We start from the raw sequence: 13,488 nt of genomic DNA, 5'->3' as shown, positions 1-13,488 counted from the left end.
ATAGGATTTAATTCAATTATTAAGAAAATTCAATTAATAGGATTTAATTCAATTATTAAGAAAATTCAATTAATAGGATTTAATTCAATTAATGATTAATTCAATTATTAAGATAAATTCAATTAATAGGATTTAATTCAATTATTAAGAAAATTCAATTAATAGGACTAATTCAAAAAAATAAATGGCATTCAGTTGTTGATTAATAAAATTGTGATAAAATGGAACTAATATTTTCTCTATTTGCTGTAATAAGTTTATTGGCTATTTTGCTTCTATCAATTGAGATAGGACTTATCTCCAAATTCTTTAAGATAGAATTTAAAAGGCATTTAATTGTCTCAGCAATCTACTCAATAATTATTCTTGCAATCATTTTGCTTTTGTCAAATAGTTACATGGATGTTTTAAATGCCACATTCTATAGTTTTTACTATTATATTGGAATGGGATTGCTTTGCCTGCTTTTAGGATTTTTAACCCTTTTTATTTGGAATCAAAGGGATGAATATACAGATTTGCTAAAGGCATTGCTTTTCATTGATTTTGTTCCAATATCATATAGTCTCTTATTGATTTCAACATCCCTATTGGCTCCAAGCTTTGATTTTCAAGCTCAAAACTTTAGCATTGAATTGACAATGGTCAACTCCTCCTTGGTTTTGGCAATTCTCATGGCTATTTTAATGATTCTTGTTTATAGATTCTCAGATTTTGTTGAGGATTATATAAAATCTGAATATTCAGTTATTTTTGGAAGTTCATTGGTCATTTTTGCCTTTGTTTACTTTGTTTTGGGATTTATAATTCCAAACATGGCTGAGGCCTTTGCAAACCCTTCCACTGAATTGACAATAATGCCGTTGGAATCATTGGTTCTAATTCTAATTGCATTTGCAGTATTCTTTGGATTAGGTTATTTGATTAAAAGGAAAAATAATAGGTTGGTTTAAAAACATTACTTGTTGAAGGTTAATTAAATTATTATTAATATTAAGATTTAAAGAGTTTATCATGGTTTTTGATAGTTTTTTATCTTATTTATTAGATTTTAATAAGTTTTTTATCATGGTTTTTGATAGTTTTTTATCTTATTTATTTGATTTCATTAATTTAAGGTGATTATTTTGGCAATGGCAATTCCTGGTGGTGATTTTTTAACCACTGGTTTAAATTTAATTTCACAAAGTCTTCTAATACCTGTAGTGATTATACTGCTTATATTTGTAGTGGTTGTTGTGGTTTCACTTGGAGGTCTTATTTATGAATACACTTCAAGAACCAAGGTTTCTGCAGATGATGTTTCAAACATTATAATTGACATTTCAAATGCTGATTCCATAGATGGTTTAAAGTCAATCATCTCTGGTTCTGGACTTCCTAAGGTACAGAAGGATGTTTTAACAAAGATAGCAAGCACTGAAAATATGAGTAAAAATACAAGAGAGGCTTTTGCTCGTAAATTGGTTGAAAATGAAGAGGGTTTAACTGATAAATCCCTTGAAATAACTGATATTATTACACGTATCGGACCTACCCTTGGTTTGATGGGAACATTGATTCCATTAGGTACAGGTCTTGCAGCACTTGGTTCCGGGGATGTAAATACATTGTCCCAATCTTTGATTGTTGCATTCGATACAACTGTTGTAGGTATTGGATCCGGTGCACTTGCTTATGTTATTTCTAAACTTAGAAACAGATGGTATGAAGAGTACTTGTCTAATTTAGACGTTTTATCTGATGCTGTTTTGGATTTCATGTCTAAATATTAAAAATTTTAATTTAATTTTTTAATTTTTTAATTTTTTAATTTTTTTTTAAATTTTTATATTTTTAAAATTTTTAAAGAGTTCTCTTTTAGATTTTCATTCTTTTTAATTCTTTTTTTATTTTTATTCAATTTTAGTTCTTTTTTATATTTTATTCTTTTTTTAGTCTATTTTTTAGTTCTTTTTTTATTATTTTTATTATATTTTAAATTTATTTTTATTTTTCTTCTAATTTTAATTCTTTTTTATTTTTTTAGTCTATTTTTAATTCATTTCTTCAATTTTATTTTATTTTTTATTCCAATATAATTTAATTTAATTTTAGTTTTTTTCAACTCCTTTGGATAATTTTATATATAATTTCCAAGAAAATTTATAATATAATAATTTAAATGGAGGTGAAATATGAATAAAGTGCAATTGCCCTCCATTCTTGCTTTATTATTAATATTATTCTTGTCTTTAAGTGTAGTAAGTGCAAATCTTGCTGACGGTGAAGATGGTTTAATGGATAATTCAACTGACGTTTTGGATTCTTCTGTTGGAATTTCAGATAATTCAAATTCTGATTTGGAAATTTCTATAGATGAAGGTTCTGATCTTATTTCAAATCCTTCAAATGGTTCTAATTTAAGTGATTTGGATAATAAGGAATCTGATTTGGAAATGTCTGGAATCAGTTTGGATGATGAAAGTTTCTCTTCTGATTTGGAAAAAGAGAATAAAAAACTTTCTGATTCAAATGAAATAGTCATAGATGAGTCAAGCTATTTGAAATACTTTGATTCCAATGGTGCAATAATAGATGGTGCCTTATCCGATGGAGATACAATCAGAATTGGAAATCTCTCAAATAAGGTATTTACAATTAGCAAAAGATTGAATATCCTTCCTATAAGTGACTTTGACAGCTTAAAAAACTGTATCATTCGTCTTGTAGATGGAAGTTCAGGTACATTGGTGTCAAATATCAGGATTAACAATACAAATGAAAGGCTTAAAAACTATTATCTTTCAGGAATAAGCATTATAAATTCCTCAAACAACAGAATAGTCAACTCATCAATTCAAGTTAGTCAATACAAGTGCTTTGGCATAATGATGTCAAATGCAAGTCATAATGAAATCCTGTCAAATCGTCTTATTGTCCTGCATGCATCTGCCATACCGATGACAGGTTCTTCCTATAATGAAATAAGGGACAACTACATTGAAACCTATAATACAAACATGATTTATTATAGCGGATTCGGTAATGGTGACTTTTATCCATTGGATGACTTGAAGTCAGGATACAATATTATAGCAAATAATTATTTAACCAGTCAAAATGGTACCTATGACTCCTACTGTTATGCTATTCAGCTGATGGCTGAAACTGGGGAAGGTACAACAGTCATTGCAAACAATACGATTAGCAATGCATTTTATGCAATCAGCGTATTGCTTGACAATACTGAAATAATAAATAACACCATCAGTGATATAGGTGGTGAAGAGGCAGTTCTAATCCATGCAAATAATGTATTGGTTCAAGGCAACAATATCTCTACAGAAAGGACAGATGTTTTAAACTGGAATGAAAAGGGATTTGTTCAGGCAATTGAAGCTACCGGTGCCAATATTAGAATTATTGACAATACCATAAGCTCAATTGAATCAAATGCAATTACAAGCATTGGTGAAGGGGCAGTCATTTCAAACAATGAAATTTATGTATATTCTGCAAATGCAATCAATCTTACAAAATCAGGAGCCCTTGTTGAAAACAATACCATTCATGTTGTAAAGGGTTCAGCAATCAAGATCTATACATCAAGGCTTGTTGAAAACACTACAATCAGAAATAATATAATTGTTTCAGATTCAAATGGAATTGTTTTGCAGGGAAGGGTAAACTATACCTTGATTTGTGACAATGATATAAGTATAAATGATTCAGACAATGCAATTCTAATCACTAAATACACAAATAGGAATCCAATATTGCCTGAGCATTATGCAGTCTTTAACAATACAATCAATGGTGTTTTGGTAAGTTTAACTGATTTGTCTGAAATTGAAAGAAATGACACTCTTGACAATAATGGCTCCTCTCTTAATCCAAGCAATGGAACCGATTCAAATGGCACTGGCGTTAATGAAACCGATTTGAATAATACTGGGATAAATGGAACCATTAACGGTACAGGCCTTAATGAAACAGACTTAAACGGTACAGGCATTAATGGAACCATTAACGGTACAGGCCTTAATGATACAGACTTAAACTCCACTGACAACAATATTACAGGAATAGCCACTTCCATTGTGATATTGAACGACACTGTCATTAGAGGGACTCATTTGGAAGTTTATTTAAGTGATGCAGATGGAAATCCGATTGAAGGACTTCCTTTAATATTGAATTTACCTGATTCAAGCTCTGTTGAATTCACTGATTTGACTGGAAAGGCAAGTTTTGAAATTAGTCAAATTCCCGGCAATTACACGTTGAATATAAGTTTTGAAGGAAAGGATTATTATTTGTCCTCCCAGATTTCATCAAAGATTACAGTAATCGGAAAGACCCATTATGTAAATCCGGACAATTTCAATGATTATTTTGATGATGAAGGATATCTTGCAAGGGATTATTCCTATGATTGCCTTATCTTTGAAGGGGATTTTTATGATAAGAGAATCATTCTATCCAGTCCTGTAAAGATTATTTCAAATTCCTCAACCCTTTATGATTCTGTAATTAAGATAGAGTCAGACAATGTGACAGTTGAGGGATTTAGGATAATAAATGCAAACAAGGGAAATATTAAGGACAATCACAGGTTTGCAATCTCCCTTGATAATGTTTGCAATGTTAATGTTTGCAATAATCAAATCAATTTAAGCAGTTTTGACAATGGATATGGAATATATGTTTCAGAATCAAATGAAAATAAGATATTTAACAATTCCATTTTGGTCAAGGCAAATAAGTTGACCTTTGGAATAATGCTTTATGATTCAAATAATAATTCAATCGAAAACAACTCCATTTCAGTAAATGGTACAGACAATCCTCACACTTATGAATCAAATATTCTTGTTGACACTTCCATTAGTGTAGATGACTATGAGGCAGATGGAATGCTTATTCCTGAGGTTTATAAGACCTATGGAATTATATTGTTCTATTCCTCCGGGAATGAGATGGCATATAATGAAATCAATGCAACATCTGGCCTTAGCAAGTATTATACCGCTGTCAAGGAATCAACAAACTCCATTGTGGCAATAGATCTCTATTATGATAGTAACTTCAACAATGTTCATCATAATAAAGTGATTGTAAATGCCAAGGACCCATATCTTTATGGTTTGGGAGTTTTAGGTGCTGAGACAGGCAAAAGGGACCAGTTTGCTGCAAACAATAGCTTTACGGATAATCTTATCTTTGTTAACGGCACATATTATGCAGCAGGTCTTATTGCAGGTTATAATGCTGTAAACACTTCAATGCTTAGAAACAAGATTATCTGCATTTCAAATAATGTTAGCTATGGTGTCATATTGGAAGGTGCCATAAGGTGCTGTGTTGATGGAAATGATGTTATTTCAAGATCCAGAATCAACTATGTTCTTGAAGGTTATGATTCCGATTATAATGTGATTTCAAACAATACATTGAATGCATATGGTCAATTTGTTGGGGATGTAAGTCTATATCAGTCCAGCCATAATCTGATTACAAGAAATTCTTTAAGCCCTAAGTTTTCAACTGAGGGCAAAAACAAGGTGAATTCCAATACAAATGTTGATTGGGATAATATCTTCGCTGAATTGCAAATGGAAAATCCATTTAGAAATCAGGAACCTATTGAATTTGATCCTTTGGCTGTATTGAGGGACACAGATTTGACTGACCATGCAGATGTGATTCCTCCTCATGATGGCGAATACTATGCAGAAGGGGGAACAAACAACACCTTTGTTGACAATTATTATCCGGATCTTGGCTCAGGTGCATCCGGCTCATCCTCAGGTGATAATGCCAATGCTGGGGGAAGTGGAGGAAATTCTGATGGAAATGCCAATTCCAATACAAATTCAACAGTTGTAAATGGAAATTCTCCTAATGGAGGATCTGGCGCTCAAAGCAATGTAGACGGTTCCGGTTTTGATTCAGAATCAAGTTCCCTTGATGGAAACACTGTCGGTACAAGTTCATCTGCAGCAGTTTCACAATCAGCAAATGCATATAATTTAAATGTTGACGAGCCTGCAAGCGCCCAACGTTCACTTGCATTGGATGGAACTAATGTGCCTGTCCTTTGCATATTGCTTTTACTTATATTCGCATGTGCGTCTGAATTGATTAAGAGGTCAAAAAGAGACTTAAGATGATTTAAATAAGCTTTTTGCTTATTTATTTTATTTTTTTTAATTTTATTCTTTCATTTTTTTATTTTTATTTTTTATTTTTATTTTTTTATTTTTATTTTTTATTTTTATCTATTTTTATCTATTTTTATCTATTTTAAGATTTTTTTACTATTTTAACAATTTTTAACATTTTTAACAATTTTTAACAATTTTTAACATTTTTAACAATTTTTAACAATTTTTAACAATTTTTAACATTTTTTTACTATTTTTATCCATTTTAAGATTTTTTTACTATTTTTAACATCAATTTTTACAATTTTATCTATTTTTAACAATTTTTATTTTTTAAACTTATAATAAGTTTTATAAATAAGAATTTACATAATATAATTATCAATTATAATTTATTTTTTATAAATTAAATTTTATTATTTAATAAATTATGTTGTGCTATACTTTGGGGTATTTAATTTAAAATTTTTTTGGGGTTTGCTAGATTTCCTAAATTTTTAATTTTAATTTTACCTTGAAGTATAGGTTTCTTTTTAATTTTATCTTATTTTATTTATCTTGAAGTATGTTTTTTTTCTAATTTTATCTTATTTTATTTTCCTTGAAGTATGGTTTTTTTCTAATTTTATCTTATTTTATTTTCCTTGAAGTATGGTTTTATGGTTTTTTTCTAATTTTATTTCATTTTGAATTTAATTTTTTAAATTTAATTGTTTTTTTCTATTTATTTCATTATTTTGAATATTGGAGGCTATTTTTTTAATATTTTTCTTATTTTCTATTGAATTCAAGTTTCTTATTAAATTTTAATTCTTATTTGTAATTTTGGATTGTTTTAAGGGTTCAAATCAAATTAATTTTATTTTTTTTAAAGAAAACTTTATATAGATTACAATTAAAAAATAATAATATAATAGAACAATATAGAAAAATTGATTTTTTTTAAAATAATAACTAATAGAACAATATAGAAAAATTGATTTTTTTAAAATAATATATTGGAATAATTGGAATAATGGATTTTTCTTAATAAAATGGGGATTAAAATATGGAATTAACATCTATTCATCCGGGAGTTTATCTGCTTTATTACCTTTTGATGGTAATCTATGCATTTATTTTCAGCGATCCCTATTTTGTGCTTACATTTTTAGCTTTGATTCTTATTTTAATAGCCCTTCAAGGGGTCAGTTCTGAATTGAAAAACATAATGAAGTTTTTCATTCCCTTAAGTCTTCTCATAATTGTTTTAAATCCATTGCTCAATAAAACAGGAGCCCATAGAATATATTTATGGCCAAATTTCTTTTTAACCTATGAAGCTATTGCCTATGGAATCCTGATGTCATTGGCTCTCTTGATTGTTATTTTAATATTCTCATCATACAATCGCTCTGTGTCCTATCAGGAAATGCTTTATATCTTCTCTAAAAAGCTTCCTATCATATCCATGATAATTGTTATGGCTTTAAGGTATATTCCATTGATTAATTCAAGGGCTATTGAGGTTCAAAAGTTAAATAGCTTAAAGACAAATGGTATGGAATCAGAGGACTTAATGGAAGATTATGCCTTTGATGATAATTTCACTGATGATGAAATAGCTGATGGGTCTTTGGCTGCTGTTGATGATGATGAAATGGATGATAGGTCTTTGGCTACTGAAAATGATGACTTTAGTCCAGAATCTGCCCTTTCTGATTCTAATTCCAATCAAATAAATCTGGAAGACTTTGATTCAAACATTTCAAGTTCAGATTCAAAACTTCTGAATAAATTAAAATCCAACAAAAGAATTGCTGCAATAATCAAGGAAGCTAAAGTATTGGGTAAAATAATGGGAATAACAGTTTCCTGGTCTCTTGAGGAGTCAATGTTTACAGCAAAATCCATGAGGGCCAGAGGATATAATTCTACCAAAAGAACAAGTTACCTTTCCTATAGGTTTTCCTCTGCAGATTATGTCTTTTTAGCCATTATAATAATTACAAGCATTATCCTGATTGACGGTTTTCTTTCAGGCTATGGCATGATCAATATTTACCCATCAATTGACTTTTCATTTGGCAATCTGCCGTTCAACATTTATTATTTTTCATTGGTTGTATTTTTATTGCCTTTAATATATTTGGAAATTAAGGAGCGTGTCCTATGGCATTGATTGAATTTAAAAACTTTTCATTTTCCTATCTTAATTCTGATGGAAGCGAATCCTCCCACAAGTCCTTGGATGGAATCGATCTTGAAATAGGCTATGGGGATTTTGTCCTTCTTTGCGGACCTTCAGGTTGCGGTAAGACTACTCTGCTTACAAATCTCAAGAAGGAATTGATGCCTAATGGAAAAAGGACTGGTGAAGTCCTCTACAATGGCAAGCCAATCTCTAAATTGGATGACTTGACTTCAGCCTGTGATATAGGATACCTTTTCCAAAATCCGGACAGCCAGATAGTTACAGATACTGTAATTCAGGAGATTGCATTTCCTCTTGAAAACATTGGCCTTCCAACAGAGGAAATCAGAAACAGAATAAGTGAGATTGTTGCATTCTTCGGCTTAAATGAAATACTTCACAAGAATGTGAATGAATTGTCCGGCGGACAGAAGCAATTGGTTAATCTCTGTTCCCTTTTGGTCTTAAGGCCAAAGGTTTTGCTTTTGGATGAACCTATGTCCCAATTGGATCCTATTGCATCCTATGACTTCCTATCCATTATAAGAAGACTTAATGAGGAATTTTCAATAACTGTCATTATGAGCGAGCATAAGGCAGACAGTATTTTCCCATTCATTGACAAGGCTGTATTCATCAGGGATGGAAAGATAGAGTTTGACAACAATTCACATGAGATTTGCAATGAGGTGATTGATGACGAGATTTTTGAAAACTATTTGCCTCAGGTTACTAAAATTTACAACTCATTATCCAAGCAACATCTAAGTTTAATTAAATTGAATACTCCTTTAAGCATTCGTGAAGGAAGACGATGTCTTAATACAATCCATGATGATTTAATTAATTTAAATGATGGTGGCATAAAAAATAAAAATTTGAATTCAAGTAATCTATCTGAGGATGGGAATTTAGGTGAAAGCAGTAAAAAATCCAAGTTTGAAGACAATTTGTCTCAGGATGGAACTATTGGTGAAAGTGCTAAAAAATCAAAATTCAGCATTTTCAATAGGGGTAAAAATACCCTTATTAAGATGAGCGGAATCTATTTTGCTTACCAGAAGAAAAATCTTATTCTTAAGAATGTGGATTTTGAATTGAAAAAGGGTGAGTTTATAAGTCTCATTGGTGGAAATGGAGTTGGAAAGTCTACATTTCTGCAGATTCTGGTTGGAATATTAAAGCCCCTTAAGGGTAAGGTCAAGTATAGGAAGGGATTAAAGATTTCCTATGTTCATCAAAATCCCATGATTCACTTTTCCAAGGATACAGTTAAGGAGGAGTTTTTGGAAGCTATACTATCTTCCTTTGCAAGGGATAATAAAAATAAGGCCAATAATAAAGATAATGGATTAAGTAATCTTAATTTTACAAAGGAAACTTATGATAATCTTTTAAAGTTAAATGCATATGAGTTTGTTAATTCCAAGGAATTAAGCAGTCTTGAATTTAGAAATGTCAATTATTCATTCAGCCAACTGGTCAATTTCTTTGGCATTGCCGACTTGATTGACAAGCACCCCTATGATTGCAGTGGTGGAGAACAGCAAAAGATTGTAATATTGAAGGCATTGCTTGAAAACATTGATGTTTTGGTTTTGGATGAACCTACAAAGGGTTTGGATCCAATATCTTCAAAAACCCTTGCAAATATATTGAATTCATTGAGGGACAATGGTTTGACCATTCTCATGACAAGCCATGACCTTGACTTTGTGGCGAATAATTGCAGGCGCTGCATAATGCTTTTTGACAAGAACATTCAAATAGACAGCGATCCAAAATTGATTTTTGCAGAGAATAATTTCTATACAACCTTTGTTAACCGGATGGTTAAGGATTATATTCCACAGGCGGTTACATTGGATGAAGTTTATGAATTTTGGGATTTGGAGTAGTAAATGTTTTTATTTAAATGTAAAAAGTTCTATTAAAAGATATTTTATTTAGAATTGTTTATTTTAGTTTTATTTACATTTATTTACATTTATTGGGATTGTTTAGATTTATTTGGATTTATTTACATTTATTGGGATTTGTTTAGATTTATTTACATTTATTTATATTTATTGATTTATTATGATTTTATTTAGAGTGTGTTAAAATGATTGAGGAAATGATAACAAATATGTCGACCAGTGGAAGTGGAGCAACTGTAAATACTCCAGTTTTCACTATCACTATGTTAATATTTGCAATCTTACTTATTGTAGGATTTATTTACTTTATTTTTAAAATGTATGAAAATTCTAAACCTACAGTTGAATCAATTGTTTTAATAGCTGTTTTAACAGCTATTGCAACTGTCGGTCGTTTGATTTTAATGTCAATTCCTGCTGTAAACCTTGCATCATTTATAATAATTGTGGTTGGTGTTGTTTATGGCAAGGAAGAGGGATTCCTTGTTGGTGCTCTTACCGCTTTGGTTTCAGGCATTTTCATGGGAATGGGATATTGGGTTCTCTTCCAGATGTTGTCTTGGGGTCTTATGGGAGCAAGTGCAGGATTCTTGGCTTCCAAGTTTGACAATGTAGCATTTAGAGTGATCTTTGGTTTGGTATGGGGATTCCTATACGGTTGGATTACAGACATTTCAGCTATTTTCTATTCAGGAACAGCTTTGGAAATCAGTCCAATCATTGCTTTATACATAAATGGATTTACTTATGACTTGACTCATGGAATAACCAATGCAGTATTGTTGCTGGTCTTCTATGATTGGTTTAAGAAAATGTTTACAAGAGCTAAAATCAAGTATTTAAGCAATCCGCAGACAAGCGATTAATTAATTATTAATCGCTTTTCTTATTTTTCTTTATTTATAGAATTGTTTTTATACCTTTTAAAACAAAATTAAATTAAACAATAATTCGAGGAATATTATGCCTTCTAAAAGTCAAGAATTTAAACTTATATCAAAAACATGTGATGGTGATGAAATATTCATCAGTCATGATACTATTTTTGTTCAGTTTGCTAAAAAGAGAAATGGGATAGTTAGTTCTTGGTTAAACGGAGGTTATTCTGAAGATTTAAGAGGAGTTTTCAATCATCAGCTGACTCAGGAAAACATTGACCGATTAGGTGAAGGGGGAATATTGGATTATCTTATAGACTTGTCTGGCAACTATTCCAATGTCTTTGATTTTAAAACAGAAACTAATGATTCCATTAAATTAAGCGGTCTTGTTACCTCTGCAGATATAAAGAAATATGCAATTGCATGTGAAAAATTTAAGGGCCTTGAGGTTTGGGCCATTACAACTGCAGGAGTTAGGGTTAATGCTGCCTCTGCTGGAGATAGGGCTTCCTTTTATGAAATTGATGGAAATTATGAAACTATTGAAACTGACTTTAAGAACAAGTTTGGAACTATAAATACAATCTTATTGATTAATGCTCGATTAGACAAGGATTCTCTTCTTTTGGCTGAAATGACTGCAGTTGAGGCAAAGACAGTTGCTCTTCGTGATTTGATGGTTGCAAGCAATTATTCAGAGGAAATTGCTACAGGTACCGGTACTGATGGAATAGCAATCTTTTCAAATCTTGAAAGTGAAAATCTATGTGAAAATGCCACAAAGCATTCAAAATTAGGGGAAATGATTGCAAAAGTTGTAATTGATTCAATCAAGGAGTCCCTTGCCAAGATCCAATGGATGACACCAACCTATCAACTGAATGCATTGATTCGTTTGGACAGGTTTGATTTGGATTTGGATTGCTTTTATAATGATTTTTTAGCTTTAAATGCTGAGGATGAAAAGAAGGAGTTTATAAAGTCTCTTGTTGAGATTTCTCATAATCCTGAGCTTGTGGCTTATGTTTCATTGCTGATTCATATTGCAGATCAATATAGGGTCGGTTTGTTAAGTAAAAAGACAGCTGAAAAGACTTCAGAGGCTCTTTTGGAAAGCCATTTTCAAAGGGAAGACTGGAATTCAATGAAACTGCTCCTGAAATTCTTTTTAAATGAGAATTTGAAATAATTTTTTATTATCTTTTTTTATTTTTTCTAGGGTGTTCTCCCTTTAATAAATATTATCCTATGTCTATTTTTAATTTAAACAATTTTTAGACTTTATTCAATATAGTATTACTATTTATTTCTTTTTTTAAGTTTTTTTAATACTTTTAAAACATTTATATATTTTAATCAACAATAATAATATTGTTGGAGGTTTTATTATTTTAGAGGCAAGAAACATAGTTTATGAATATCCGGATGGTACCCAGGCACTGAATGATGTTAGCTTTAAGGTGGAAAAGGGAGAAATGGTTTCTCTTCTTGGAAGAAACGGTGCAGGAAAATCCACTCTGTTTTTACATTTCAATGGAATTCATGAACCTAAGTCCGGTGAAATCCTTATAGATGGCAAAGTCCTTGAATATGACAAGCAAAGTCTTCTTCAGGCTCGTCAAAAGGTTGGAATTGTTTTCCAAAATCCTGACGACCAATTATTTGCTCCAACTGTTGAAGAGGATGTTGCATTTGGTCCAATGAATTTGGCATTGCCTATTGAAGAGGTTGAAAAGAGAGTTGCAGATTCACTTGAAAAGGTGGGAATGGCTGGTTTTGAAAAGAAATCTCCACATCACTTAAGCGGAGGCCAGAAGAAAAGAATAGCCATTGCAGGAATTTTAGCCATGAAACCTGAAATAATGATTTTGGATGAACCTACTTCAGGTCTAGATCCAAAGGGAGCCTCACATATTCTAAAACTTTTATATTCTCTAAATCAGGAAGGAATGACCATTCTTATCTCTACTCATGACGTTGATTTGGCTCCTGTTTACTCAAGCAAGATCTTTTTAATCAATGATGGAAAGATAATCAAGGAAGGAAAACCTAAAGAGGTTTTCTCTGATGTTGAAATTGTTAGAAAGGCAGATTTGCGTCTTCCTAGAATAGCTCACTTGGCTGAAATATTAAACAAGAAGGACGGCATTGATTTTGGTGAGTATTATCCATTGACAATTGGAGAGGCACGTGAGAAAATCCTTGAATTGATTAATAAGGATTAAAAAATTAAATTTTCATTCATATCTATTTTTCTATTTTTAATATTTTATTCCTATTTTTAATTATTTTTAATCATTTTAAACTATTTTTAATTTATTTTAATAAATTTTAATTATTTTTAATTATTTTTAATTATTTTTAAT

The 13,488-nt window shown here is 30.7% G+C and carries 8 protein-coding genes; all 8 read left to right on the top strand.

Going from position 1 to position 13,488, the window contains the following annotated elements; genetic code table 11:
- Positions 1 to 221: 221 nt before the first annotated feature.
- The 8 genes from Q0138_RS00760 (at position 222) to Q0138_RS00725 (ending at position 13,347) form a co-directional block, all read left to right on the top strand.
- The gene (locus tag Q0138_RS00760; protein ID WP_297979558.1) at positions 222 to 953 is read left to right on the top strand and encodes a DUF2162 family putative transporter; all 732 of its coding nucleotides are present in this window, start codon (positions 222 to 224) and stop codon (positions 951 to 953) included.
- A 180-nt stretch (positions 954 to 1,133) separates the two neighbouring features.
- Entirely contained in the window at positions 1,134 to 1,775 is a 642-nt protein-coding gene (locus Q0138_RS00755; protein WP_297979563.1) for a MotA/TolQ/ExbB proton channel family protein, read from the top strand.
- 402 nt (positions 1,776 to 2,177) lie between these two features.
- The gene (locus tag Q0138_RS00750) at positions 2,178 to 6,155 is read left to right on the top strand and encodes a right-handed parallel beta-helix repeat-containing protein (protein ID WP_297979556.1); all 3,978 of its coding nucleotides are present in this window, start codon (positions 2,178 to 2,180) and stop codon (positions 6,153 to 6,155) included.
- Between the two features lie 1,042 nt (positions 6,156 to 7,197).
- Entirely contained in the window at positions 7,198 to 8,310 is a 1,113-nt protein-coding gene (locus Q0138_RS00745; RefSeq protein ID WP_297979553.1) for a cobalt ABC transporter permease, read from the top strand.
- Complete coding sequence (locus Q0138_RS00740) at positions 8,301 to 10,220, top strand: ABC transporter ATP-binding protein (protein ID WP_297979551.1); 1,920 nt, start codon at positions 8,301 to 8,303, stop codon at positions 10,218 to 10,220. Before Q0138_RS00745 ends, Q0138_RS00740 begins: the two co-directional genes overlap by 10 nt.
- A 206-nt stretch (positions 10,221 to 10,426) precedes the next feature.
- Entirely contained in the window at positions 10,427 to 11,107 is a 681-nt protein-coding gene (locus Q0138_RS00735; protein WP_297979548.1) for an ECF transporter S component, read from the top strand.
- Between the two features lie 97 nt (positions 11,108 to 11,204).
- Complete coding sequence (locus tag Q0138_RS00730; protein WP_297979546.1) at positions 11,205 to 12,311, top strand: adenosylcobinamide amidohydrolase; 1,107 nt, start codon at positions 11,205 to 11,207, stop codon at positions 12,309 to 12,311.
- 199 nt (positions 12,312 to 12,510) lie between these two features.
- Complete coding sequence (locus Q0138_RS00725; protein WP_297979561.1) at positions 12,511 to 13,347, top strand: ATP-binding cassette domain-containing protein; 837 nt, start codon at positions 12,511 to 12,513, stop codon at positions 13,345 to 13,347.
- Positions 13,348 to 13,488 lie beyond the last annotated feature (141 nt).

It is taken from the genome of uncultured Methanobrevibacter sp. (assembly GCF_937906425.1).
In the GTDB taxonomy this organism is placed as follows: Archaea; Methanobacteriota; Methanobacteria; order Methanobacteriales; family Methanobacteriaceae; genus Methanobrevibacter.
This window is presented reverse-complemented; position numbering and strand designations above follow the sequence as displayed.